We start from the raw sequence: 26,036 nt of genomic DNA on the forward strand, positions 1-26,036 counted from the left end.
CGGTCTTTCCTTGACAGTAATCAAAACAATATCCCCCTTTATTAATAACGCTTTGAATATTTATTTCGTATGAATACTGCTACTGAATTCATAATTAACAACATAACTAATAAAACGATAATACCCGCGGCCGCAACAAAATGAAATTCTTCTTGCGGTCTAGAAGTCCAATTAAATAATTGAATGGGCATTACTGTGAACCCAGACCAAATATTTTCTGGTAAATAAGCAATAAACGTTAATGCACCAATCATTAACAATGGAGCAGTTTCACCAATCGCTCTTGATAAGGCTAAAATTCCACCAGTTAATATACCAGGAATTGCTGCTGGTAATACTACTCTTCTAATTGTTTGCCATTTAGATGCACCCATAGCAAATGATGCTTCATATTGCTCTTTGGGTACCGCCCGAATAGCCTCTTGTGAAGCAACAACGATGATTGGCAAAATCAACAAACTCATCGTCAAACCACCAGCTATAATACTCCTTCCCATTTCTAGTAATCTTACAAAAACAGTAAGACCGAGCAACCCAAAAACAATCGAAGGGACACCTGCTAGATTTGATATATTCATTTGAATAAACTGTGTCCACTTATTTTTTGTTGCATACTCTTCTAAATAGATAGCTGTACCAACACCTAATATTAATGATACAGGTGCTGTAATGACCATTAACCAGAGTGAACCAACAATCGCAGCTTTAATACCCGCCTCTTCTGGGAATCTAGAAGCAAAGTTAATGAAAAATCTCCAATTTAGATATCCGACCCCTTGTGTAAAAACGCGGTATAACAGTGTACCTAAAATTACAATGCCGAATAACGTAGCTATCAAAAATAACTGCTTAATTAGCTTATTGCTGATTAAACGCCGCCCCATTTTATTTTTAACAAGTTGTTTATCAATTAAATTCATTTTAATATTCCTCCCTAAAACGGCGAGAGATATACTGTGCCAATAGATTCATAAGCAATGTGAATACAAACAATGTCATCCCAACAGCATAAATACTATAGTAAATAGTTGATCCATAGGAAGCATCTCCTAAACTTACCTGGACAATATATGCTGTCATTGTCTGAATCGAATCTGTCACATCCAGCGTCAAATTTGGCGTGGAACCAGCTGCCACTGCAACAATCATCGTTTCTCCAATTGCTCGGGATATTCCCAGGACAAAAGATGCAATAATACCTGAAAGTGCTGCTGGAAGAACGACTTTTAATGCAACTTCCAATTTGGTAGCCCCCATTGCTAAAGCACCTTCACGCATCGAATTTGGCACAGAACTCATGGCATCCTCTGAAAGAGAAGCAATCATTGGGATAATCATAATCCCGACTACAATACCTGGACTTAACGCATTAAAAATGGAAAGGCCAGGAATAATTGCTTTTAATAGAGGTGTGACAAATGTTAATGCAAAAAATCCATAAACAATAGTTGGTACACCAGCAAGCACTTCTAAAATTGGTTTAATTACCCTTCTTGTTCTTTCACTTGCATATTCACTTAAATAAATTGCGGAGGAAATTCCAATTGGTATCGCAACAAGCATTGCTATAACCGTTATTAATAACGTTCCAGATACTAATGAAATAATACCGTAACTTGAATCATTCTCGCTAAAAGGATACCATTCAGTACTTGTTATAAATTCCATAAAAGATACACGGTTAAAAAAAGTAACTGTTTCTATTACTAACGTGAAAATTATACCTATCGTTGTAAAAACAGAAATCACAGCACAAATTCCAAAAATAATAGGCGCTACCTTTTCCGAGTATTTTGGCAAAAAACTTCTTTTCTTATTTTCTTTAATCATATCGCGGATAGTTTTTGACATAATTTTCCTCCTATAGTAAAAAAACAGGAATTTGAGGAGAAGCCCAACATGAACTCTCCTCAGTAATCCATTTACTATTAAACTACAATTAAAAGTTACTTCCCTGCTATTTCCTCAATCTTTTTCAATGCCTCTTCATATGCGCTATCTGGTAACGCTACATAACCAACAGCCTCAGCCATAGAACCAGCATTTTCAAGTGTATACTTTGTAAAATCATATACTGTATCATTTTTCAATGATCCATGTTTCACATAGATAAACAATGGTCGAGATAATGGTTCATATTCACCAGACTGAATCGTATCTTGATTCGGTGTAATTGCATCTCCCTTACTATTAACAATCGGTACTACTTTTAGTGTATCTTTATTTTCTAAATAATAGGCATAACCAAAGTAGCCTATTCCATTTTTCGTTCCTGAGATACCTTGTACAAGTACATTGTCATCCTCTGACAATGAGGCGTCTTTTCGAATTTGTGCACCGTCTAAAATTACTTCGTCAAAATAATCAAATGTTCCTGAGTCAGATCCTGGACTGAAAAATTCAATTTTTTCTTCCGGCCAACCTTCTCGAACATCTGCCCACGTTTTTACGCCTTCTCCTTCAGTCCACATTTTTTTTAATTCTTCCACAGTAAGTTGGTCTACCCAATCATTTTCTTTATTTACAACTACGGATAAACCATCAAGAGCTACCTTAAATTCTGTGTAATCAATTCCTTCTTCTTCTAACAATTTCTTTTCTTCTTCCTTGATAGGACGTGATGCGTTAGAAATATCGGTCTCACCAGCGATAAACTTTTCAAAGCCTCCACCTGTTCCTGACACACCAATTGGAACTTTCACATCTGGGTTCTCAGCTGAATATTCTTCAGCAACAGCCTCCATAATTGGAAAAACAGTAGATGATCCGTCAACTTCAACTTTTTGTTCTTCTTCAGCACTGCTACTTCCATCTCCATTACCACATGCAGCAAGAACTCCAAGTGATAGCAGCATTAATGCTGTTAATACAAATAGCTTTGTTTTCTTCAAAATAATTACCCCCAAATGTTTTGATTGTTAGAAAAGGGACTATCTCTTCCCCTCTACAACCCAATAGTAGCTTACTAGTATTAACTACCTATTAACTACATGTAAAGATAACGTAAAGTTAAAGAAAGATGGTTGAATCAACATATAGCATATTTACACACAAAAAAAGCCAAAACCTATTTATACAAAAGGTTTTGGCAAATTTATAATTTTTATTCTTCCGTTTTTTCATCTTTTTTGTCACTATTATCATTGTCACTTGATTTTGCACGTTCTTCTTTTAAATCAAAATATGCATCTAGTATTCTTTCACCTATATCATCATTAGGATGACCATACTTACTTCCTCCAGTGTTCGGTACAATAACAGAAAATGCAATCTCCGGTTTATCAAATGGTGCATACCCAACTAGTGTTAAATTTTCTGTATAGTCGCCTTCCGCACTATTCTCTGCTGTACCTGTTTTTCCAGCTGGATTATAATCCTTATCACTGAACCAGCTATATGCTGTTCCACCAGGTTCCTGAAAAGCTCTGCGAAATCCTTCCTGGACACGCTCAATATAACTTTGTTTCATGTCAATCCGATTTAACACATCGGTATTTATACTTTTATAAACAGGACCTAAATTATTTTCATAAGGTGTAGGCATTCGAATTTCCTTCACTAAATGCGGGCGCACTCGATATCCATCGTTAGCAATTGTTGAAACGTATTGCGCCAACTGCATAGCTGTAAATGTATCATACTGCCCAATCGCAAAGTCCAAAAAATTACCTGCTTGTGGATTAACCCCTTTGTATCCAGAAGCTTCATATGGAAAATCAATTCCCGTTTTCACTCCTAGACCAAACTGGCTATAGTAATTACGTAATCTTTGAAACGGCTTGGATTCCCAATCAAACGATAGATTGTCATATGGAACATAATTAAAGTCACCGCCCATACGCATGGCAATGTAGAACATATATACGTTAGATGATTTTTGTAGTGCTGTAATATCATTTACTGCCCCTAAGTTACCTGTCCATGACGTTTTTCCGTCCGAATTTTTACCAATATAAATTGGCTTATCAACAAAGGTTTTATTAGGCTTTATTACTCCAGACTGTAGACCTGCCAACACAGTAGCACCCTTTATTGCTGAACCAGGACGATGGGAAGAATACAATGTTCTTAATGCAGCATTCTTATACTCTTTATCCTCTTCATCATAATACTTTCCTGAAACTGCTAAAATTTCTCCTGTCTGTGGTCGCATCATAACTACCATCGCATCATTTAAATGTCTATTTCCGTATGGATGTTCCGATTTTTCATTTTTTAAAACATCAAGAACAATTTTATCAATCCGTTTTTGCAGTTCCATATCAACCGTTAAAACTAAATCTTTTCCACGCTCACCCTCAACAGCTACTTCGGAATCAATTATCTTACCTTCCTTATTTGTTGTATACAGGATTTGCTCTTTTCTACCTCTTAATACATTTTCGTACTGCTCTTCTAAACCGCTCTTCCCAACCCGATCATTCGGTTTGTATCCATGGGATAAATAGTATTCTTCTTTTTCAGCTAATATCCCTTGTTCTTGTGATGTTATTGTACCGAAGAAATTACTAAAGGTTTCATCAAACGGATATATACGATCCCAATCTGTCGTTGCATTAATTCCCTCAAGTTCACTTAAATGCTCAGCGACGCGGGCATATTCTTCTGGTGTGACATTTTCATTCTTTACAACTTGAGGTGTAAGCGTTTGTGCCTTATCAAGTTCCTTTTTGATAAGCATAATCTCTTTATCCTTATCTGAAAAGTTGCTAATTTCTTCCTTAGTGATTCGGTCTAAAATTGTATTGTATTGTTCAGCTGGTTCCATACCTTCTGCTTCTTTTGCAGATAAACGATCTTTTGCTTCTTCCTGATGTAGCAGATACCAATATTCTTTCTTATTCCGTTCTGTGATAGTTTCTAGTACCTCTTCTTTATTCTCTTTATTGTACATGGAAATATATTCTGACAATTTTTCAGCAACTTCCAATCGTTTCGTTGCATCAACGCCCTTAGCTGGCGTATAAGTTATGGCATACAATGGTTTATTGTCCACTACCACATTTCCATTTCGGTCATACATTTTTCCACGAGGTACAGGAATTTTTGTCGTATCTTTAATTGTTCGATCGATTTCTTTTTGAAAGCCTTCCCCATTTAGGATTTGGACAACTCCTAATTGAAGTACTAAAACAGAAAATAACAAAAAGACCACAAAAAATAATATGTTTAAACGAAAGGGAAGCTGTGCCTTTTTCTTCTTTTTCTTATTATTCACCAAGAATCTCCCCCCATTCAGTACGCACATTACCTCCTATTATATCATGTATTATCATAAATTCTAACAGATTTTAGCGATTTTTTTCGTCAGTCATTTGTTCCTTTATCATTACTTCTTTTTTGGGAGAGCTTCCTAAATAAATATTTCTAATGAAAAAGTAAATAAACAAATGACCTGTGCCTAATGTTACCAATAAAATAGGAATAACCTTTTCAGCTTGAAATAGAGATACTGTAATAAGAAAGATAAGAATAGATGAAACACGACCAATATTAACAAACAATTCTCTAACAACAATGTATTCCACACGTAATTCTTTTGCCTTCCAGCCCTTTCCAATAACATCGTATGTAAGTGATGCATACGGAACATTTATTATTGGATAGGCAATACCAATTAGAATAGCGTAAAAAATTAGGTTCGCATAGCTTATATGAAACAAAATAATATAAATGGAAAAGTAAAGAATTAATGCTCCCGCCAATATTGCCTTCTTTCTTCTATATGGTTTAATAAATTTTGTAACTGCAAAGTAAAACACAAACGAAAGACCTGACAAGAATAAATTAAACATACCTAAAGCAAATTCACTTTTTGTAACCAAGAAGACCCAAATAGCAATGATAAATCCGAAAATCCCTTCTCGTAATCCTTGAAAAATATGTGCATGAAGGATTTTTCTCCAATTTTTATTGTGATGACGCTCTATCAGAATTCGCTTAAAATGAAAGCCCCCTTCAGCTTGGCGTCTTTTTAGTAAAAAGCTACAGGCAACAGCACCTATAAATAATATAAAGGAAACGGTGAAAATTGTTTTATACCCAAAGTTTTCGGACATGTTAGCTATAATAATCCCTGCTAATAGTGGACCAACCATACCGCCAAATGATTGTAAAATCCCCAAAAATCCATTAAAAAAATCTCTCGTTTCGGGTTCAGTTATCTCAAAGGTTAAGACATTAAATGCAAGCCAATAGAATCCATATCCTACGCCAAGAAGACTTCCTAGCACAAAATTATAAGTTGAAGCTTTGTCAGCAATGATTAAAACACTCAAAAAAAATAGAGATAAAAATATTACCCCTAAGCGCAGTACGATTACTCGATCAATCCTCTTCGCTATTTTACCAGCGAGAATAAACGTAATTGGTTGAAACAAAAATATACCTAAATTGTACATTGCAATCGTAATATAGTCACCAGACTGTTTCCATAAATAAATATTTACAAATGTATTGGATAGAAAAATCCCTAATGAATAGAGTCCTCCAATCACTAATAAAAAAACCAAATCTCTTGTTATATCAACTTTTCCAGTTATGTATTCTATTCCTTTTCCCATTATTAAGCTCCCCTTCTGTATAACTTTAGTGTTGGCAAATCATCATAAGATATACGGAAGCTTTTTAAAACAAAATAAGCGCATGAGCAATGCCCATACGCTTTTAAAATCATTATTTATTTTGCATTATTATAATTTTTTGTCACTTCATCCCAGTTAACTACATTCCAGAAAGCTGAAACATATTCAGGACGTTTGTTTTGGTATTTAAGATAATAAGCATGTTCCCAAACGTCAAGTCCTAAGATAGGTGTTTTACCTTCCATTAAAGGAGTGTCTTGGTTAGGAGTGCTTGTTACTTCAAGTTCTCCATTGTTTACAACTAACCATGCCCAACCAGATCCAAAACGTCCAGTTGCAGCAGCTTCAAATTCTTCTTTGAATTTATCAAAGCTACCAAATTTACCGTTTATTTTATCAGCTAATTCTCCAGATGGTTCGCCGCCACCATTAGGTGAAAGAACTTTCCAGAATAAGCTGTGGTTCGCATGTCCGCCACCATTATTGCGTACAGCTGTACGAATATTTTCAGGCACTGCATCTAAATTACTCACAAGATCCTCAAGAGATTTACTTTGAAGGTCTGCATGTCCTTCAAGTGCACCGTTAAGTTTTGTTACATAAGTATTGTGATGCTTCGTATGGTGAATATTCATTGTTTCTTTGTCCACTGATGGTTCTAAAGCATCATATGCGTATGGTAATTCTGGTAATTCAAATTTTGCCATTTTAAACTTCCTCCCTTAAAAAATAAGATTAAAAGGGTATAGCATTTCCCCTTTTAAAGCAAGATTATCAGAGCTTTATTATACTTGCAAATTATATGCATTTTTTTACAGTAAGAACAGTGAAAATCATAATTATATTTCCGATAATAAAAAAAACAAGCATTCGCTTGTTCAAATGAAAGTGGCTCCGGACGGAATCGAACCGCCGACACAAGGATTTTCAGTCCTTTGCTCTACCGACTGAGCTACAGAGCCGTAATATATTCGTTAGTAATTTTACACTGACATCTATTATGTATGGAGGAGGAAGAGGGATTCGAACCCCCGCGGGCTTTGACACCCCTGTCGGTTTTCAAGACCGATCCCTTCAGCCAGACTTGGGTATTCCTCCGAGTTTTTAATGGTGGACCCTGCAGGACTCGAACCTGCGACCGATCGGTTATGAGCCGATAGCTCTAACCAACTGAGCTAAGGGTCCTTCAATATTTTTATGGGGCGACCGGTGGGGATCGAACCCACGAGTGCCGGAGCCACAATCCGGTGCGTTAACCACTTCGCCACGACCGCCATTATATTGTTTATTTAAAATTAAGTATGGTAGCGGCGGAGGGGATCGAACCCCCGACCTCACGGGTATGAACCGTACGCTCTCGCCAGCTGAGCTACACCGCCATATGGCTCCACAGGTAGGATTCGAACCTACGACCGATCGGTTAACAGCCGATAGCTCTACCACTGAGCTACTGTGGAATAGTGATTTAAAATGATTTATTATTAACAAGCGACGAAATATAATTTATCATGTCTGACAACAAATGTCAATAACTTTTTGCAATCAATTTTTCGAAAACGTTATGTAAATGAAACAACAATAAATACTATAGCATCTTCCTTAATAGATTTCAATAAAAAATATCAAAAATATAATTTACATAAAAATCAAAAATGGTCTTCCCTCGTCAAAATCCGAGAAAAGACCATAATTTTTACTAATTAATCACCCAAAACTTCCTCCGCTATATTTACAGCGTGGTCTCCAATACGTTCCAGGTTGCTGATGATATCAACAAATACAATTCCGGCTGATCCATCACATAACCCTTCATTCATACGAATAATATGTTTTTTCCGATAGTTTCGTTCCATTTTATCAATTTGGTCCTCTTTTTGAATAACTGCCAGGGCCTCTTCTCTATCCATTTTATCTAAGGCTTTAACAGCTTGTTTTACAGTTAATATGGTCAAATCAAACATATTATTTAAATCTTCTTTAGCTTGATCTGTTAAATATACTTTATTGGATATTTTGTAATCAATTAACTCTATAATATTTTCAAAATGATCACCAATCCGTTCAATATCACGAACAGAATCCATAAGTGCGGTATGCTTAACACTTTCTAATTCTGACATTGACCCACCAGAAACCTCTACTAAATACTCGGTAATTTTTCTGTCTAAATTATTTAAAGCACCCTCAACCTGTGTAGCTACTTCTGAATGCTTTTGTTGCTGCGTAGTTAAATAAAGATTTGTTTCCTCTAGTCCTTTAACTGCATACTCACCCATACGAATAATTTCTGCCTTGGCTTGGTCTAAGGCTAAGGTAGAAGATTGTTGAATAAAAATTGGGTCTAAATGTTTTGGTTTATATTCTACAATGGCATCTTCACCCGGAATTATTTTCGTAACAATCCATGCCAATGCTCCAATAAACGGAAATTGAATAATAGTGTTTGCTAAATTAAAACTGCCATGCGCAAACGCAATAGTCATTTCTGCATTTAAGTTAAACTGGGCTTGTAAAAAGGAAACATATCTTGTAAACAAACCTAACAAGATTAGAAAAATAGTTGTACCGACAAGATTAAAAATGACATGAGTAAATGCTGCTCTTTTTGCCGCGACACTAGTACCTATCGCAGCTAAAACTGCAGTTATTGTTGTACCAATATTGTCCCCAAACAATACTGGTACCGCCGCTCTGATATCAATTGCTCCCTCTGAAAACAGCCCTTGAAGGATACCAATTGTTGCACTAGAACTTTGGACAATCACAGTAAACAAAGTACCAATTACAACACCTAATACTGGATTTGAACTCATGTTTAAAGTAAGTTCATGGAATGATTCTAATTCTCTAAGTGGAGACATACCACTACTCATCAATTCTAAGCCAAAAAATAGTGCACCAAAACCAAAGATAGCTTGACCTAAAGAAGTAACTTTTTGATTTTTGAAGAAAAATATTAAGAAACAGCCAATTGCAATGATTGGTAACGCATATTCGCCTAAATCAATACCTATAATAAATGCGGTAACCGTCGTACCAATATTTGCACCCATAATGACGCCGATAGCTTGTCTTAATGTCATAAACCCGGCATTTACTAGACCTACAGTTAACACCGTTGTGCCTGAACTACTTTGAATAAGTATGGTCACAATCATACCTGCAAGTACACCTAAAAAGGGATTGCTTGTAAATCTATCCAAAATTTCTCTTAGTCGATCGCCAGCTGACTTCTGCAAGCCTTCCCCCATGAATTTTATACCTATGAGGAATATACCTAAGCCCCCAATAAACTCAAAAATCAGCTTCTGTATATCAATATCCAATGATTATACCATCCCTTCATCTGTGTAGAATTCTGTCGTATACTTTTTCATTATTAATTACATATAAACATTTTGTAAAGGTATGTATAACATTCTTAACATTAAATTTACAATTGATCATAAAAGCGTTCTGTAATATATTCTCTACCCAATAATTAATCTCATACATTGTTTGTTTTTACAAAGTCTTGTTCGCCAGAAACTGCGACATAACACAAAATCATATTTGATACGCTGCGACCGCTACGGGAAAATACTACACGCACCCTGTTACAAGCAGTCCGTATACACGGATACTCCTAGGGCGAGAGCTCTCCATCCGCCCCGAAAAGTATAGTGTATACGGGCTGCGGGGAAATCGAAAGTGCGAAATCAATATAGTACTTACTTCGATTATATCAACTATGTAAAAAGATTAAGCATGTGTATTTTTTAGAGAACAGCCGTCCCAAAAAAACAATACTCTTGATTGTCTTTTACGTTTCAAGAGTATTGCCTTGTTGTTTATCGTTTATTTCTTCTACAAGTATTTTTGTACCGTCTACCTGTACCACTCGAACCAGACTACCTTTAGGAATCCAGCGACCGTTTGATAATGCGCTATAATCTTTATTATTAATACAAACAGTACCGACTGGACGCAAATCATTTAACGTTTTTCCGGTCTCGTTTACCAATTTTTTATATTCGTTGTTCATGGAGTTGTAGCCGGCTTCTTCCGTTAATTGATCTCTTAACGTTAATTTTGACCACATATCACGACGTTTAAAAACCTTCAAGAAAAAGAATGCAGAAAAGCCACCAATTAATACACCAATCACGGCATAAATACCTGCATAAATATTTGGTGCTGCTAAAGCCACTGATAGTAACATACTCGCTAAACCAAGCGTTGCAAGTGTTCCATCATTTAACAATTTTCCGTCAATGATTATGAGTAATAAACCTATAAAATAAATAATAATCATAATGATAAAGGAGCCTTCTAAATATGCGGAAAAATATACTGTAATAAAACCAATTCCAATAAGAGCAAAAAATCCACGCATATTCACTAATATTTCTCCAATTAGAAATAGCGTTCCAAACCCAGTTATGATAAAACCTATCCAATCAGTAGACAATATATCCATAATCCCCCTCCTTCACCCTTTACTTATTTAGTTATACGCATTAATACTGTTCAGAGTTTCATTAAAAGGAGAAAATAATATGAACTTTTTACAAAAATGTGGAATTTTCTTAGTAATTCTATTGTTAATAATAAGCGTTTATAAAGATTTAACAAGTGGAACACAAGAAAGTCTTGAACTTAATAAACCAATTGAAATAGAGCAAACATCTAAAAAATATAAGGTGGTTAAGGTTAAAGTACAATCAGGGGATACAGTTTTATCAATTATGGAAGAGGTAAATAACAATAACAAAACATTGGATATAACTAAAATATTGTCTGATTTTAAGGCAATTAACAATGAGGTTAGTCCACACGAATTAAAAGTTGGTAATTATTACTACTTTCCACTATATAAATAGAGAGGCTAACAAAATAGTCAGCCTCTCTATTTTTATACAAATGGCAATATAAAGAGTGTAATGATAATGGATACAGCACCTGCGATAATAGCAGTATTACCTAGCGTGTCTGCATCGCGGCTTTTAGCAATGAAACCTACAATAATCCCTGCTCCACCAAGAACGATCGGCCATACGAAAAATGATACAATGGATAATGCTAAAGCAATCCATCCAAACGTACTGTTTGCATGTGTATTTGAATCATCATCTTCCATTGTTACCGGTCGATCGAAATCATCAGCAGTCATTTCGGCAGCTGTTTCTTCATCGTTTAACCTCGATGGTTGTATAGTCGAATCTCGCTGTCCATTTAAATTTGTTGCAGCAAAATCTTGTGTGTCATTTTCACTTTTGGATGTTGGCCTGTTAACATTGTTCGTAGTACGTCCATATTCATCCATAAACAGATACCTCTCTTCCCATTTAATTGAGGTGCGTTTATAGTTTATGGATACTTTTCTATAATAACGGTGTTATTTTATGGAAAAACACAATGTTGTACTGTTTTTTTTCACCTGTCCAAGCTTCTTTTTAATCCATTACAGCATAGAATAAATCAGTAATGGAATTAAAGGGGAATGATGAATGTCTACTTTCATAAAAGAAATGATAGGTAAAAAAATGAAGCAACTTTCTCCAGACGAGCTACTTCATTATAGTAAGAAATATGGTTTTAACTTATCCAAAAATGAAGCACAGAATATCACTAAATACTTAAAAAACAACCAAATTAACCCATTCAGTGCTCAAGATCGAGTAATAATGTTAAAAGAATTAGCTCGTATTACTGATCTTCAAACTGCAAAAAAAGCACAAAAATTATTTGAGGAAATTATTAAATCCTATGGTTTAGAGCACCTTTTTTATTAAAACTGTTTTCTAGAAGATTGTTGCTTTTTCAAATGGAAAATCGTATTCCTTTATTAAAATAAAAGGAATAACGACGATAGTGGACGTTATTCCTTTTATTTTATTGATTTACAATTTTTTCTTTTAAATCCTCGTCAAAGGTATCGCCTTTTATCATTTCAATTTCAAATTTGTATGGCGGTTTTTTGTTTTTCTTATCTTCACCAACATATGGAGTCTCCAATATTTTTGGAAGCTCTTGCAATTGCGGGTGATGAATGACATAACGAAGAGCTTTGTATCCAATATGACCAAATCCGATGTTTTCATGACGATCCTTATGAGCCCCACGTTCATTTTTACTATCATTAACGTGAATTACTTTTAAACGATCAAGACCGATAATTTTATCAAATTGATTTAATACACCATCAAAATCATTTACAACATCATATCCCGCATCATGAATATGACACGTATCAAGACATACTGATAACTTTTCATTGAGTGTTACACCATCGAAGATTTTCGCTAATTCATCAAATGTACGACCAATTTCAGAACCTTTTCCTGCCATTGTTTCGAGAGCAATTTGAACATTTTGATCCTTTTCCAACACTTCGTTTAAACCTTCAATAATCTTTTCAATTCCGTCACTTGCCCCAGCTCCAACATGTGCACCTGGATGAAGTACAATTTGCTTAGCACCTAAAGCTTCCGTACGTTCTATTTCATTGCGTAAAAAGTTCACCCCTAATTCAAAGGTTGCATTTTTTACTGAGTTCCCGATGTTAATTATATAAGGAGCATGAACGACAACATCAACAATTCCATTTTTATCCATATGCTCAATTCCTGCTGCTATATTAAGCTCTTCAATCGGTTTTCTGCGAGTGTTTTGCGGAGCACCAGTATAAATCATAAATACGTTGGAACCATAAGAAACAGCTTCTTCACTTGATCCTAAAAGCATTTTTTTTCCACTCATTGATACATGTGATCCTATTTTCAACATATTCTTTCCCCTCTCTAAACTACAACTACTGTGATGTTATCATATATGGGCGATTATTTCTTCTTATACTTTTCCTTTTTTGAAAGTTGTTTTTTAATTGCATCTTTCTGTCTTATCATTTTTTTCTTATAACCAGGCTTTACCTTTTTAGTTTTTTTAACCTGTTTCCAAGCTTCTTTTTCAATGTTTGTTTCCGTTTTTGCCCTTAAAGTTCTTTCATTCCAGGCTTTTACCTCTTGCCATTCATTATTCTTAACATCATAATAAGTAAACTCTAATCCTTTTTGTTCTAATTTCTCAATAAGTTTAATATCCTGTTCATCATACAAACTAATGGCAGTACCTTCCATTCCAGCACGTGCTGTTCTCCCTACACGATGAATGTAAAACTCTTCTTCTTTCGGCAGTTGCGCGTTTATAACATGGCTTACTCCTTTTATATCAATTCCTCTCGAAGCCAAATCGGTTGCCACGATATATTGATATCGTAAGTTTTGAATGTCCTTTAATACACGTTTTCGCTCTCTCGGAGATAATCCGCCGTGGATTAATCCTACATCCATTCCTTTTTGTTGTAACTCAGCAGCTAATTCATTAGCAATTTGTTTTCCATTGGTAAAAATAATTGCCAAATAAGGTTGAATGGACTTTGAAATTTCAACAATAATATCAGATTCCTTACGATGTTTTAATGCAATTAATCGGTGTTCCATTGTTTCTGGAGAAAGCTTGTCATCAATTTTTACATGTAACGGATTTTCTAAATATTTTCTAAAGAAATGTTCCAATCGCTGTGGAATTGTTGCGGAAAAGACGAGTAATTGAATATTTTTTCTAGAACGAACCAGTAATTGATCAACCTCATTGATAAATCCTAAATCTAACATGAGATCAGCTTCGTCAATGACAAAAGACTTGGCCGAATAAATAGAAATAGCTTCCTCTTTAACCAAATCCAATATCCTTCCTGGTGTGCCAACAATAATATGTGGCGGTTCTTTCAATTTTTCCATCATTTTTTGCTTATCAGTTCCACCGACTAATAGTTTGGAAATCCATTTTTGATCCTTATCAGCATAATGAATGATTTTCTTTACTTCTTCATGAATTTGCATTGCAAGCTCCCTGGTAGGTGCTGTAATAACAAATTGCACTTCCCGTTTGCTAGCATCAATTTGATTAAACAATGGCAACAAATATGCATGTGTTTTACCAGATCCGGTATGAGACTGCCCTATTACACTTTGACCATTTAAAATAGCTGGAATTATTTCTTGCTGTATCGCAGTCGGGTTATAAAATTGCAGTCGTTCAATTACATCCTTTAAAATCGGGTGGAAAGAGAACTGACTAAAGTTATTGTTTTCCATATTAAAATACTCCTTTTTTTGAATAGTGTTTACACCATCCGAATATATAGCCTGTTTTTCATTATAAAGGACTTTATTAAATAAAGCGAAATGGTTCTGTATTTGCATGTGAAACCAGAACATCGACATTATGCTGTTGCAATTTTTGATCTAAATAGTGTTTTGTTGCCTGTTTCATAACTTTTTCTACATGATGCCCCGGATCAATAACAGAAAGACCCATTTGCCACGCATCCTGCGCCACATGAAATGTCATGTCACCTGTAACATATACATCAGCACCCTTATTTAGCGCATCATATATGTACTTCTCTCCACTTCCACCCAAAATTGCTACGTTTTTGACTTTTGCTTTTAAATTCCCTGTCACTCTTACATTTGGAACATTTAATTTGTTTTTCACATGTTCACAAAACGATTCAAGTGTCATACTATTTTCTAATAAACCAATTCTGCCAATCCCAGTTGCTTCTCCTTGAATTTCCATTGGATAAACATCATAGGCAACTTCGTCATAAGGATGAGCATTTTCCATAGCATTCAACACAGAAGGAAGAATTGATTCTGGTACAATTGTTTCTATTTTTACTTCTTCTACCATTTCTAATTCATTCGCCTGTCCGATATAGGGATTACTTCCTTCTAATGGTTTAAAACTACCTTTACCCGGTGTTTGAAATGTACAATGACTATAGTTACCAATATGACCAGCACCACTATTACTAAGTGCTTCCCTAACCTCTGTACTATGTGTATCTGGTACATAGACTGCAACTTTTACTAATTTTTCTCTATGTGACTCTATCAAAACTTCTTTTGTGTTTAATTCAAGTATGTCGCACAACATATCATTAACGCCACCATCTGCTACATCTAAATTGGTATGTGCCGCGTATACTGTTATATCATTCTGGATTAGTTTTTGAATAATACGCCCTTGTGGTGACTCAACATTTACCTGTTTGATTGACTTAAAGAACAGTGGGTGATGGGCAATAATTAAATCAACATTATTTTCAATAGCTTCTTCCACAACCGATTCTAATACATCTAGGGTAACCATAATTTTTCTTACAGGTTTTGATAACGATCCAAGCTGCATTCCAACATTATCCCAATCATAGGCTAAATGTTTTGGTGCCCATTCCTCAAGCATTCGAAAAACATCTAGATTACGGATTGTTTTTGCCATCTTGTATTTCCTCCCTTATCCACTCAAGTTCAGATTGAAACTGACTGATTTTATCATTAACCGGGACATTTGCCTGTTTCATTTGTATGATAACAAACTTCAGCTTTTCCATCTCCTGTTTCCATTTAGAGTAAAAAGCATCGGATTTATTTTGTAATAGTAATGGTCCAAATAATAATTCTTTTTCGGTAAGTTCTAATGTATTTCCACTTGTATTCAGATCACCAACAATTATTTCATAGAAATGTCCATTTTCTTCGATTACCTCTTCAGCTATGATTTCATAATTGTTTTTAACCATCCATGTACGTACACTTTTTGCGTCTACGTTTGGTTGCGTAATAATGCGTTCAACAGACTTAAGTTTATCCTTTCCATTCTCTAAAATAGCATGAATGAGTGTGCCTCCCATACCTGCGATAACAAGTTGTTTTATTTCGCCCTTTCTAATCACCGCTAGTCCATCCCCTAAACGGACATCGACCATATTCGCCAAATTATAATGGTTTACCGTTTCCTCTGCACTTCGATATGGACCAACATTCACTTCACCAGCTATTGCTTTCGCTGTGCTATCCTGCATACATACATGACATGGTAAATAAGCATGATCTGAACCAATATCAGCAAAAATAGCTCCTTTTGGTAGGTATGCAGCAACATTCATTAGTCTATTCGATGGTTTTAATTTTTCACTCATTTTTATCTCCTCGTATATAAAAGAAAGCTTTCTGCATTGTATCAGAAAGCTTTCTCTGTAGTTAAACCTGTAATAATATAAAATTACTTTTTCTCAGACAACCATTTTGCTATCGCTTCTGCTTGCGCATCCTCTTTGATTATTCCAGGTGGCATATCGCCTCTACCATTCATAACTATATCCTTAATTTCATCTTTAGATAGTCGGCTACCAACCTTTGTTAAGTCCGGACCCATTCCACCTGTCAAATCAGCACCATGACATGATGCACAATTGTTTTCAAAAATAGCTTCTGGATCATCTGCTGTTGCACCGCCTTCAGTTTGCTCCTGTTTCTCTCCGCCGCCTTCGTCAGCCTTCTGAATAGCGTCACGCTGGCCAATACCGACAACTGATAAAACGATTACCAAAGCAATCCCTATAACGGCTATAAGTGCATAAGGGATGACTGCGTTTCTTTTCATCCGTATTTCCTCCTTATGTAATCCCCTTAATCTAGTTTGCTAAAAAGACTATATTTATTTTACTCGAAAATCAATTTAGTTTAAAGGGATAAGTTGTGAAAACTTATAGAACAATGTAAAATGATGTAAAAATAATGCCAATTATTCCTATAACCCTTAAATATAATAATCTCTTTTGTTTACTCCAAGCGACCCATCCTATAAAATGCAATAATATTATCATCGCAGTCAACCATTGGACACTTGTAAGAACTTGACTAATAAAAACAGAAGTCAGAAGAATCAGCAACAAAAAGATGATTAATGAAAGATGAAATAATATATTATCTGCCAATTTAAAAGACCTATATTGCCAATAAGAAGAACCAACAAAAAGAAACAAGATACTGAGTTGCATTATGGGGTGAAATTCCGTAAAATATATAACAAGAAATGAAAACGGTACCAAGAGAAACTGTAATATAATTTGTATGATTAAGGAAATTTTAATCTTACGCTTTTCTACTAAAGCATCATTTTCACTAACTCCTGTCCCATTTGTATACAATGCAAGCAGGTAATCACAATACATATCCGGAAGCAATTTATGCTGTTTCCAATAATTTATTTCCTTAACGATTGTAGCAATTCGTTCTTCTGCCATACATATCACCTCTGGTTGAATGGCAAAATTCAGGTTCAAAATATTAAGTTTTAAATCCAGGTGTACAGTCATTGTTCACAATTTGTGCCCAATGACTGAAGCCCATTTATTCAAGGAAATCTTTTAAACGTTTACTGCGACTTGGATGGCGTAATTTACGTAATGCTTTAGCTTCAATTTGACGGATACGCTCTCTTGTAACACCGAAGACCTTTCCAACCTCTTCTAGTGTTCTTGTGCGTCCATCATCAAGTCCGAAGCGTAGGCGTAATACATTTTCTTCTCTGTCTGTAAGTGTATCTAAAACATCTTCTAACTGTTCTTTTAATAGCTCATATGAAGCATGATCAGAAGGAGAAATCGCCTCTTGATCCTCAATAAAATCACCTAAGTGGGAATCATCTTCTTCTCCAATCGGTGTTTCTAATGAGACTGGCTCTTGAGCAATTTTCAAAATATCTCGTACTTTATCAGGAGAAAGTTCCATTTCCTTACCAATTTCTTCAGGGGAAGGCTCTCGTCCTAAATCCTGCAGTAATTGACGTTGCACACGGATTAGCTTATTAATTGTTTCTACCATGTGTACAGGAATACGAATTGTTCTTGCCTGGTCAGCGATAGCACGGGTGATTGCCTGGCGAATCCACCATGTTGCATACGTACTAAATTTAAATCCTTTACGATAATCAAATTTTTCAACAGCCTTCATTAGACCCATATTTCCCTCTTGAATAAGGTCTAAAAACAACATTCCTCTACCTACATAACGTTTTGCAATGCTTACAACAAGGCGTAAGTTTGCTTCAGCAAGGCGTCTTTTTGCCTCATCATCACCTTGTTCAATTCTGTTTGCAAGTTCGATTTCTTCAGCTGCAGATAATAAATCTACACGACCAATTTCCTTTAGATACATACGAACCGGGTCATTGATCTTTATACCGAGGGGTACACTTAAATCATTTAGATCGAACTCTTCCTCTTTTGCTATTTGTTGCATTTTAGGGTCTTCTTCAGACTCACCGATTACTTCAACACCTTGCTCATTTAGGTACTCATAAAACTCGTCCACTTGATCTGATTCAATTTCGAATCCAGACAAACGATCGGCAACTTCTTCATAAGCCAATACACCACGTTTTTTGCCCAATTCCAATAATTGGTCTTTTGCTTGTTCAAGTGTTAATTCAGTTCCATTTTCCTTAGTTTGTGACGGCTTATTTTCGGCCATGAGTCCCCCTCCTTCCATACTACTAATAATTCAATTTGTATTTTTTAACTGTTTTTGTATTTCAATGATTTGCATTGCAATTTGTGCAGCTTTTAGCGGATCGTTCTGCTGTTCAGCTATTCTCTGCTGTTGTTTTAACGTCTTAATACTAGCCATGTCATTATTTTCAGCACGGATAATCCGTATATAATCATTGATTTCCTGATCACTAATATTCTCAATAACAGGAGACATTGCAATTTCAGTAACTAATTGTTTAATTGTCTGATCAGTTAACCTCTCAATAAACAAACTTACATCAGCTGTATGCCCTTCTTCATAAAAGGCATATAAATAAGTGGCAATAATCTTGTGCTCATCTATATTGAATGCCCCACCTATTTCCTCCTGCACTTTATCAGTTATGGACCTATCTTTCAACATATATGCAATCAATTGTTTTTCAGCATTTTGAAAAGCAGGTAATAACTTTTTTGACTGATAATATTTTGTAGCACTATTAGTATATCTTTTCTTTTCTCTCTTATCCTTATGGATCCCCATATTTTGGCGATGATTTTTAATTTCTTCAACTAAGGTATCCATCGATAAATTATATTCATTGCTAAGCTCTTTTAGATAATATTCCCGTTCAACGGAACTATCAATCCTTGCAAGCTCAGTAAGAACATTTTCTACATATTGAATGCGATCTCCTTCAAGATTTAAATTATAGTCTTTTTTTAAGTATCGCATATAAAAACTCATGTACGTACCGCTAGCTCTGATTACCTTATCGTTAAATGCATCGGGACCATAAGTCTTAATATATTCATCTGGATCCATCCCGTCATCTAATCGGGCTATTTTCACCTGACATCCTACTTGACGGAGTAAGTTGGCAGCTTTATACGTTGCCTCGGTTCCGGCTTTATCGGAGTCATAACAAAGCACTACTGTATCAACATAACGTCTTAGCAGTTTGGCTTGACTTTCAGTTAAGGCGGTACCTAATGTTGCAATTACATTTTTCACACCTGCCTGATATGCTGAAATAACATCCATATATCCTTCAAATAAAACAGCTTCACTACTTTTCCGGATATATTTTTTTGCTAAGTCAAAATTATACAGAATCTTACCTTTTTGAAACAGTTCGCTTTCTGAGCTATTTAAATACTTAGGTTCTTGATCTGTAATTGTTCTACCGCCAAATGCAATTGTTTTACCTAGATGATTTCGAATAGGGAAAATAACCCTTCCACTAAAACGATCTGAAACGCTATTATCTTCGTGTAAAGTCAATAAGCCAGATTTAACCAAAACTTGTTGATGAAAACCTTTTTTCTCTAGAAACTCTGCTGTAAAGCCCTTCACTTTTGATGCAAAACCCAATTGAAAAGTATCTATGGATTCCTCGCTTATCCCTCTTTCTTTAAAATAGTTGTACCCTTCTTTCCCATCTTTCGTAAATCTTAATAGATGATGATAAAGCTTGGTCAACCACTCATAGGCTGATAAAACATTTTGACTTTCTATTGATAGTGAACTTTCTTTCCTGACTCCTGTTTCAGGTAGCTTAATACCACTTCGATCAGCCAAAAATGTCAATGCTTCATAAAATGAAAAGCTTTCCATCTCCATTAAAAATGTCACTACATTTCCGCCTTTTCCACAACCAAAGCAATGAAAAATTTGTTTTTCCTGTGTGACTGAAAATGAGGGAGTTTTTTCACTATGAAACGGACATAAGCCAACATAGTTTCTCCCCTGCTTTTTCAATTGTACATATTCTCCAATAACATCAGCAATATCGTTGGCTTTTCTAACTTCTTCAATTACTTCTTCAGGAATCTGATTAGACATATCGACCACCACGTTCTATTATTCGAGACCACATGTAGAAAATCCTTCATGTTTCGACAATATTTTTTCTAAACCCGAAAAAAATTTCCTTCTATTGTGTCATGTAAGTTTAGAAGGAGCACACATGTCTATGTTTAATTGTGTAATCACTTACCATTGTGCCTCTTGTGGTAATAAGATAAACCTTTGTTGCAAATACTAAAAGAGATAAAAAATCACTCATTCTTGTATATTCATTATTTCTACATAAAAGAATAAGAATCCTTCTTAATTCGCAATGTTTTATTTTTCTGAATATCTAGACCTTTACAACAGTATCAAAGGTAATAAACTTTCTTATTTCATTTTTACACAAATATTAATTATAATACAATATATATTAAAATGCTAGAAAAAAATTATATATTTTTACAAAATAAAACACTCTGCAATTTTTATTACAGAATGTTTTAGTACCTATTCACTTTTTATTATTTTCTAATAAGACGCATAATACTATTTGCTGTTTCTTCAACCGCTTTATTAGAGACATTAACAACTTTGCAACCAATTTTGTTTACTACTTTATCAAAATAAGCAAGTTCCTGATGTATTCTGTTCATGTTTGCATATGTAGCTTGATCACCTAAACCTAAAGCCTTTAAGCGTTCCTTGCGAATATCATTTAGTTTTTCAGGTGTAATTCGTAAACCAATACACTTATCAGGGTCGACCTCATATAACTCTTCGGGTGGATCTACTTCCGGAACAATTGGTACGTTGGCAACCTTTATTCGCTTGTGGGCTAAATATTGTGATAGTGGCGTTTTTGATGTACGTGATACTCCTATCAAAATAATATCTGCTCTTGAAATCCCACGTGGATCTCTACCATCATCATACTTTACGGCGAATTCAATTGCTTCGACACGTTTAAAATAATCTTCATCCAGTTTATGAACTAAACCAGCCTCAAGTCTAGGAGGTTTTCCAAATACACGTTCCATAGAATCCATCATCGGACCCATGATATCAATTGCTTCAATATTAATTCTTTTTGCTGCGTTGTTTAAATGTTTACGGAGTAATGGATCAACTAACGTGAATCCAATAATCCCCTGTTTCTCTTTAGCCAAAAGTAACGCTTCATCAATTGTTTTCTTATCCTCTACATAAGGAATTCGCTGAATTTTATATTGGCCATTATTAAATTGACTTAAGCCAGCTTTAATTACCAATTCTGCCGTTTCACCAACAGAGTCTGATAAAACGAAAACTAATGGTTTTGTGCTCATATATATGCTCCTTCCTAACAGTACACACTCAAATAATCGCCAATTAGCAGTAAGTAAGAATTATTTGGTCTTTTTAAATACGTTACAAATGTTCATCCATTATCAATTCTACAAAAGCTTTTGTTATAGTTGTTTTCGTAATGCGTCCTACAACCTCAAGTCCATGATCAGTATCTTTTATTACTGGGATACCGTCAATTTGTTTGTTAATTAATTGTTTTGCTACATCTAACAGTAAATCGTCTTTTCTGCATATCGTAATATTCGGCATCCTTGTCATGATAATATGTACCGGAATATCATTTAAGTCCTGTTTACCGATACTCGCTCGTAACAAGTCCTTGCGTGATAAAACACCTGTTAAACATGCATGATCATCAACGACAAACAGTGTTCCAACATCCTCCAAGAACATTGTTGAAATTGCATCATATACAGATACACTTTCCTTAACGACAATTGGAACAGATTGATATTCATGTACCTTAAACTTCTTTATCTTCTCTGTAAGTAGTTCAGATCCTGTTTTTCCTGTAAAAAAATATCCTACGCGGGGTCTGGCATCCAAAAATCCAGCCATAGTTAAGATGGCTAAATCTGGACGTAAAGTAGCCCTTGTCAAACTTAATCGGTCTGCAATATGTTCCCCTGTAATTGGACCGTTTTCCTTAACTATCTCTATAATTTGTTCTTGTCTATTTGATAACTCCACTTCTTCACCACCCACCAGCACAATCGGTTATACTATTTAATAAATATTATAGACTATTTACAGCAAAAAAGAAAACTTTGTCATACTATATAAAAGCGAAGCGGGCTTAATTAACGGCGAAATGCGTAAGAAAAAGAGACCGACGTGTAAATGGCTTTTCGCACTACGGAGTTTCCATTGATACCGAACCTAAATTAAAAATGCTGTTTCCATTCGATCTTAGTCATATCAGCATAATCATAAATTAATTTCGCAACAAGATTGATTAATGCTAAACGGTTCTTACGGATATTTTCATCTTCAGCCATGACCATATTGTGTTCGAAAAAAGAATGTATCGGTTCCGCAAATTCACTCAATTGTTTCATAGCATAAATTGCATCACGATTTTTACTTTTATCCATATAATCATCGTAAACTTTTTGATATTTTTCATACAGTCCTTGTTCTGAAGAGGTTTCAAATAGATCTTTATTTACCTCAGCATACTGTGCTTTCTTAGATAAATTTAAGACACGCGTAAATGCTTCTTGTACCTGCTTAAATTCTGGGTCATTCCGTTTCTCTGACAAAACACTTGCCTTATCTAATGTATAACCAACAATTCCAATGTTATTAAACAGTACTGCCTGAATCACATCCTGTGATATAGATATTTCTTTCATTAAATAAGTAGCACGCATTTTGAAGAATTCAATGAGTTCGTTTGACACATTATCAGAGTCTTCTTTTTCAATATCTACTGTTTGATATAGATTTTGAGTTATTTCTAACAATGATTCAACAGAGATATTCCATTCATTTTCCTGTAGGGTTTTCAATATACCTACAGCTTGACGTCGAAGACCATAAGGATCCTGTGAACCTGTTGGGATTAGCCCTACAGAAATACAACCAACGATTGTATCTAGCTTATCTGCAACACTAACGATTGACCCTTCTATCGTTTCTGGCAAATCCCCATTGGCATGACGTGGCATATAATGTTCAGCAACAGCTTTTGCTACTATTTTATCTTCACCAAAGTTAATAGCGTATTTCTCACCCATAACACCTTGAAGTTCGGTAAATTCATTAACCATATTTGTCATTAGATCGAATTTACTGATTTGGGCAGCTCTTACAGCTCTTTGTTTTGTTTCTTGATCGACGTTCAGATGCGTGGCCAATGTTTCAGTAACGTTCGTAATGCGTTCCACTTTATCATGGATTGTACCTAGTTTTTCCTGAAAAACAACTTTTTCTAGCTTTTGTAAATAAAAATCTATTGTGTGTTTTTGATCTTCCTCATAGAAAAATTGTGCATCAGATAACCGTGCTTTTAATACTTTTTCGTTTCCTTTCACAACCGTTTGAAGCTTATGTTCATTACCATTCCGAACGCCTACAAAATGAGGAAGCAATTTACCGTCTTTTGATTCAACCGGAAAATAACGCTGGTGTTCTGCCATTGACGTAACCAATACTTCAGTTGGAAGCTTTAGAAATGACTCATCGAATGACCCCATAAAAACAGTCGGATACTCTACTAAATTACAAACTTCATTTAATAAGCTTGTTGAAATAGGAATGTTAAACCCTTCCTTTTCTTCTAGTTCCTTAATCCCGTCTACAATTAGTTTCTCCCGATGTTTAGCATCTGCAACTACATAATTTTGCGCAAGGGCATCAGCGTAATCATTTGGATGATTAAGTGTAATTGGCTCTCCTAAAAATCTATGCCCAAATGTTTGATTGCCAGTTGTAACACGTGCGATTTCAAATGGAACAATTTCATTATCAAATAATGCAACAAGCCAACGAATAGGCCGAGCATAACGAAGAATCTCTTCACCCCACCGCATATTTTTAGCAAACTGTAAAGCTAAAATAATATTCTTGAAGCCTGGAAGTAACTCTATTGTTTGTTTGCCTGTAATATGTTTTTTAACAAAAATATAGGATGTTCCATTTACCTCTTTTGTATAAATATCGTCGGTAGTTTTACCTTGCCCTTTTGTAAATCCGATGGCGGCTTTAGTCCAGTTTCCATCAGCATCTTTTGCAATTTTTTCAGCAGGCCCTTTTGCTTCTTCCTCCATTGTTGTTTGTTCTTCTGCCATATCATGAATAAGAACTGCAATTCTTCTTGGGGTTGAAAAAGAAGTAATAGACGTAAAAGAAATACGTAACTCTTTTAACCAGTCTTCCGTTTTTAATACAAGTTGCTGTTCTGCATCATCCACAAAGCGTGCAGGTAATTCCTCTAATCCAATTTCAAATAACGCATCCTTAGCCAATTATTTCTCCTCCTTCGATAACATTGGAAACCCTAGCTCTTCCCTTTTTGCAACATATGCTTTGGCGATACTTCTAGCTAAATTTCGAATTCGTGATATATAACCAGTTCGTTCTGTAACCGAAATAACTCCCTTGGCATCGAGCAAATTAAAAGTATGTGAACATTTAAGAACATAATCGTAAGCAGGGAATACCAGTCCATTATCCATAGTTCGCTTAGCTTCTAGTTCATACATGGTAAATAAATTAAATAACATATCGGTATCTGATTCTTCAAATGTATAGGTTGAGTGTTCAAATTCAGGTTGGAAGAAAATATCTTTAACGGTAACCCCATCTGTCCATTCCAAATCAAACACGTTTTCCTTATCTTGGATATAAGATGCCAACCGTTCTAGACCGTAAGTAAGCTCAACAGTTACTGGACTCGCTTCAAGACCACCAATTTGTTGAAAATAGGTAAATTGGGTGATTTCCATTCCATCGAGCCAAACTTCCCATCCAAGACCAGCAGCACCAAGTGTTGGATTTTCCCAATTATCTTCTACAAAGCGAATGTCATGTTCTAACGGATCAATTCCTAACGCCTTTAATGAATCTAAATACAATTCCTGAATATTATCTGGTGATGGCTTCATTATTACTTGAAATTGATGATGTTGATACAATCGGTTTGGGTTTTTACCATATCGACCGTCGGCAGGTCGTCTAGATGGTTCAACATATGCCACATTCCATGGCTCAGGTCCCAGACTACGTAACAATGTCATTGGAGACATTGTTCCAGCACCTTTTTCAACATCATATGCTTGGGTCAAAATACAATTTTGATCTGACCAATGCTTTTGCAGTGTTAATATCATTTCTTGAATATTCATTAATTCAAACTCCCATCATTTAGAGTAATAAAAAATCCCGTCCCTATGTCTAATAACAATAGACATAGGGACGGGATATATCCCGCGGTTCCACCCTA

At 35.3% G+C, this 26,036-nt stretch carries 23 protein-coding genes and 6 tRNA genes; 2 read left to right on the forward strand and 27 right to left on the reverse strand.

Annotated features, from left to right (window positions below; genetic code table 11):
- Positions 1–41: 41 nt before the first annotated feature.
- The 14 genes from pstA to CS937_RS11135 all read right to left on the reverse strand — a co-directional run bounded on the left by pstA (position 42) and on the right by CS937_RS11135 (position 11,043).
- Complete coding sequence (gene pstA / locus CS937_RS11070; RefSeq protein ID WP_099158514.1) at positions 42–920, reverse strand: phosphate ABC transporter permease PstA; 879 nt, start codon at positions 918–920, stop codon at positions 42–44.
- A 1-nt stretch (position 921) separates the two neighbouring features.
- Entirely contained in the window at positions 922–1,851 is a 930-nt protein-coding gene (gene pstC, locus CS937_RS11075) for a phosphate ABC transporter permease subunit PstC (RefSeq protein WP_099158515.1), read from the reverse strand.
- A 95-nt stretch (positions 1,852–1,946) separates the two neighbouring features.
- The gene (locus CS937_RS11080; RefSeq protein ID WP_099158516.1) at positions 1,947–2,891 is read right to left on the reverse strand and encodes a PstS family phosphate ABC transporter substrate-binding protein; all 945 of its coding nucleotides are present in this window, start codon (positions 2,889–2,891) and stop codon (positions 1,947–1,949) included.
- Positions 2,892–3,103: 212 nt separating this feature from the next.
- On the reverse strand, positions 3,104–5,218 hold the full coding sequence (locus CS937_RS11085) for a peptidoglycan D,D-transpeptidase FtsI family protein (protein ID WP_342748202.1): 2,115 nt from the start codon (positions 5,216–5,218) through the stop codon (positions 3,104–3,106).
- Positions 5,219–5,291: 73 nt separating this feature from the next.
- A complete protein-coding gene (locus CS937_RS11090) occupies positions 5,292–6,563 on the reverse strand; it encodes an MFS transporter (protein WP_099158518.1) in 1,272 nt (423 codons plus the stop codon).
- 116 nt (positions 6,564–6,679) lie between these two features.
- Complete coding sequence (locus CS937_RS11095; protein ID WP_099158519.1) at positions 6,680–7,291, reverse strand: superoxide dismutase; 612 nt, start codon at positions 7,289–7,291, stop codon at positions 6,680–6,682.
- A 182-nt stretch (positions 7,292–7,473) separates the two neighbouring features.
- Positions 7,474–7,546: transfer RNA gene (locus CS937_RS11100), tRNA-Phe, on the reverse strand.
- 43 nt (positions 7,547–7,589) lie between these two features.
- Positions 7,590–7,682: transfer RNA gene (locus CS937_RS11105), tRNA-Ser, on the reverse strand.
- 10 nt (positions 7,683–7,692) lie between these two features.
- Positions 7,693–7,769, reverse strand: a tRNA-Ile gene (locus CS937_RS11110).
- Between the two features lie 13 nt (positions 7,770–7,782).
- Positions 7,783–7,858 (reverse strand) — tRNA-His (locus CS937_RS11115).
- 28 nt (positions 7,859–7,886) lie between these two features.
- Positions 7,887–7,963, reverse strand: a tRNA-Met gene (locus CS937_RS11120).
- A 3-nt stretch (positions 7,964–7,966) separates the two neighbouring features.
- Positions 7,967–8,041, reverse strand: a tRNA-Asn gene (locus tag CS937_RS11125).
- A 243-nt stretch (positions 8,042–8,284) separates the two neighbouring features.
- Positions 8,285–9,910, reverse strand: a complete 1,626-nt coding sequence (locus tag CS937_RS11130; RefSeq protein ID WP_099158520.1) for a Na/Pi cotransporter family protein — start codon at positions 9,908–9,910, stop codon at positions 8,285–8,287.
- A 476-nt stretch (positions 9,911–10,386) separates the two neighbouring features.
- Positions 10,387–11,043 (reverse strand): NfeD family protein, encoded by a 657-nt coding sequence (locus CS937_RS11135; protein WP_099158521.1) that lies wholly within the window; start codon positions 11,041–11,043, stop codon positions 10,387–10,389.
- Between the two features lie 79 nt (positions 11,044–11,122).
- Between CS937_RS11135 and CS937_RS11140 the strand changes: the two genes are divergently transcribed.
- Positions 11,123–11,446, forward strand: a complete 324-nt coding sequence (locus CS937_RS11140; RefSeq protein ID WP_099158522.1) for a hypothetical protein — start codon at positions 11,123–11,125, stop codon at positions 11,444–11,446.
- Positions 11,447–11,478: 32 nt separating this feature from the next.
- On the opposite strand, the gene CS937_RS11145 is transcribed toward CS937_RS11140, so the two are convergent.
- A complete protein-coding gene (locus tag CS937_RS11145) occupies positions 11,479–11,889 on the reverse strand; it encodes a DUF4190 domain-containing protein (protein WP_099158523.1) in 411 nt (136 codons plus the stop codon).
- 184 nt (positions 11,890–12,073) lie between these two features.
- Between CS937_RS11145 and CS937_RS11150 the strand changes: the two genes are divergently transcribed.
- The gene (locus CS937_RS11150) at positions 12,074–12,358 is read left to right on the forward strand and encodes a DUF2624 domain-containing protein (protein WP_099158524.1); all 285 of its coding nucleotides are present in this window, start codon (positions 12,074–12,076) and stop codon (positions 12,356–12,358) included.
- A gap of 100 nt (positions 12,359–12,458) precedes the next feature.
- Here CS937_RS11150 and CS937_RS11155 read toward each other — a convergent pair whose 3' ends face one another.
- The 12 genes from CS937_RS11155 to glyQ form a co-directional block, all read right to left on the reverse strand.
- Complete coding sequence (locus CS937_RS11155; protein WP_099158525.1) at positions 12,459–13,352, reverse strand: deoxyribonuclease IV; 894 nt, start codon at positions 13,350–13,352, stop codon at positions 12,459–12,461.
- Between the two features lie 53 nt (positions 13,353–13,405).
- The gene (locus CS937_RS11160) at positions 13,406–14,722 is read right to left on the reverse strand and encodes a DEAD/DEAH box helicase (RefSeq protein WP_099158526.1); all 1,317 of its coding nucleotides are present in this window, start codon (positions 14,720–14,722) and stop codon (positions 13,406–13,408) included.
- Between the two features lie 76 nt (positions 14,723–14,798).
- Positions 14,799–15,914, reverse strand: a complete 1,116-nt coding sequence (locus CS937_RS11165) for a Nif3-like dinuclear metal center hexameric protein (protein ID WP_099158527.1) — start codon at positions 15,912–15,914, stop codon at positions 14,799–14,801.
- The gene (locus tag CS937_RS11170) at positions 15,895–16,614 is read right to left on the reverse strand and encodes a tRNA (adenine(22)-N(1))-methyltransferase (RefSeq protein WP_099158528.1); all 720 of its coding nucleotides are present in this window, start codon (positions 16,612–16,614) and stop codon (positions 15,895–15,897) included. The genes CS937_RS11165 and CS937_RS11170 overlap by 20 nt, the downstream gene beginning before the upstream one ends.
- 83 nt (positions 16,615–16,697) lie before the next feature.
- Positions 16,698–17,078 (reverse strand): cytochrome c550, encoded by a 381-nt coding sequence (gene cccA, locus CS937_RS11175; protein ID WP_099158529.1) that lies wholly within the window; start codon positions 17,076–17,078, stop codon positions 16,698–16,700.
- A gap of 103 nt (positions 17,079–17,181) precedes the next feature.
- Positions 17,182–17,721 carry a hypothetical protein gene (locus CS937_RS11180; RefSeq protein ID WP_099158530.1) on the reverse strand — a complete coding sequence of 180 codons (540 nt, stop codon included), beginning with the start codon at positions 17,719–17,721 and terminating at the stop codon, positions 17,182–17,184.
- Between the two features lie 106 nt (positions 17,722–17,827).
- On the reverse strand, positions 17,828–18,949 hold the full coding sequence (rpoD, locus tag CS937_RS11185; RefSeq protein WP_099158531.1) for an RNA polymerase sigma factor RpoD: 1,122 nt from the start codon (positions 18,947–18,949) through the stop codon (positions 17,828–17,830).
- 30 nt (positions 18,950–18,979) lie between these two features.
- Entirely contained in the window at positions 18,980–20,794 is a 1,815-nt protein-coding gene (gene dnaG, locus CS937_RS11190; RefSeq protein WP_099158532.1) for a DNA primase, read from the reverse strand.
- 470 nt (positions 20,795–21,264) lie between these two features.
- Entirely contained in the window at positions 21,265–22,068 is an 804-nt protein-coding gene (locus CS937_RS11195; protein ID WP_099158533.1) for a pyruvate, water dikinase regulatory protein, read from the reverse strand.
- An 82-nt stretch (positions 22,069–22,150) separates the two neighbouring features.
- Positions 22,151–22,780: a transcriptional regulator CcpN gene (ccpN, locus tag CS937_RS11200; protein WP_099158534.1), complete on the reverse strand. Its 630-nt coding sequence runs from the start codon at positions 22,778–22,780 to the stop codon at positions 22,151–22,153.
- Positions 22,781–22,974: 194 nt separating this feature from the next.
- Entirely contained in the window at positions 22,975–25,059 is a 2,085-nt protein-coding gene (glyS, locus tag CS937_RS11205) for a glycine--tRNA ligase subunit beta (RefSeq protein ID WP_099158535.1), read from the reverse strand.
- Complete coding sequence (glyQ, locus tag CS937_RS11210) at positions 25,060–25,938, reverse strand: glycine--tRNA ligase subunit alpha (protein ID WP_099158536.1); 879 nt, start codon at positions 25,936–25,938, stop codon at positions 25,060–25,062.
- Between the last annotated feature and the right edge of the window lie 98 nt (positions 25,939–26,036).

Source organism: Virgibacillus ndiopensis (assembly GCF_900187325.1).
Taxonomy (GTDB): Bacteria; Bacillota; Bacilli; order Bacillales; family Amphibacillaceae; genus Virgibacillus_E; species Virgibacillus_E ndiopensis.

Excerpts from the sequence above, each read along its gene's own strand:
- CS937_RS11195 (WP_099158533.1), bottom strand. The coding sequence starts at position 22,068 with ATGAGCACAAAACCATTAGTTTTCGTTTTATCAGACTCTGTTGGTGAA.
- CS937_RS11160 (WP_099158526.1), bottom strand. The coding sequence starts at position 14,722 with ATGGAAAACAATAACTTTAGTCAGTTCTCTTTCCACCCGATTTTAAAG.
- pstC (WP_099158515.1), bottom strand. The coding sequence starts at position 1,851 with ATGTCAAAAACTATCCGCGATATGATTAAAGAAAATAAGAAAAGAAGT.
- CS937_RS11155 (WP_099158525.1), bottom strand. The coding sequence starts at position 13,352 with ATGTTGAAAATAGGATCACATGTATCAATGAGTGGAAAAAAAATGCTT.
- cccA (WP_099158529.1), bottom strand. The coding sequence starts at position 17,078 with ATGAAAAGAAACGCAGTCATCCCTTATGCACTTATAGCCGTTATAGGG.
- CS937_RS11180 (WP_099158530.1), bottom strand. The coding sequence starts at position 17,721 with ATGGCAGAAGAACGAATTGCTACAATCGTTAAGGAAATAAATTATTGG.
- glyQ (WP_099158536.1), bottom strand. The coding sequence starts at position 25,938 with ATGAATATTCAAGAAATGATATTAACACTGCAAAAGCATTGGTCAGAT.
- dnaG (WP_099158532.1), bottom strand. The coding sequence starts at position 20,794 with ATGTCTAATCAGATTCCTGAAGAAGTAATTGAAGAAGTTAGAAAAGCC.
- CS937_RS11095 (WP_099158519.1), bottom strand. The coding sequence starts at position 7,291 with ATGGCAAAATTTGAATTACCAGAATTACCATACGCATATGATGCTTTA.
- rpoD (WP_099158531.1), bottom strand. The coding sequence starts at position 18,949 with ATGGCCGAAAATAAGCCGTCACAAACTAAGGAAAATGGAACTGAATTA.
- CS937_RS11135 (WP_099158521.1), bottom strand. The coding sequence starts at position 11,043 with ATGGATATATTGTCTACTGATTGGATAGGTTTTATCATAACTGGGTTT.
- CS937_RS11145 (WP_099158523.1), bottom strand. The coding sequence starts at position 11,889 with ATGGATGAATATGGACGTACTACGAACAATGTTAACAGGCCAACATCC.
- CS937_RS11090 (WP_099158518.1), bottom strand. The coding sequence starts at position 6,563 with ATGGGAAAAGGAATAGAATACATAACTGGAAAAGTTGATATAACAAGA.
- CS937_RS11165 (WP_099158527.1), bottom strand. The coding sequence starts at position 15,914 with ATGGCAAAAACAATCCGTAATCTAGATGTTTTTCGAATGCTTGAGGAA.
- CS937_RS11150 (WP_099158524.1), top strand. The coding sequence starts at position 12,074 with ATGTCTACTTTCATAAAAGAAATGATAGGTAAAAAAATGAAGCAACTT.
- pstA (WP_099158514.1), bottom strand. The coding sequence starts at position 920 with ATGAATTTAATTGATAAACAACTTGTTAAAAATAAAATGGGGCGGCGT.
- CS937_RS11170 (WP_099158528.1), bottom strand. The coding sequence starts at position 16,614 with ATGAGTGAAAAATTAAAACCATCGAATAGACTAATGAATGTTGCTGCA.
- CS937_RS11140 (WP_099158522.1), top strand. The coding sequence starts at position 11,123 with ATGAACTTTTTACAAAAATGTGGAATTTTCTTAGTAATTCTATTGTTA.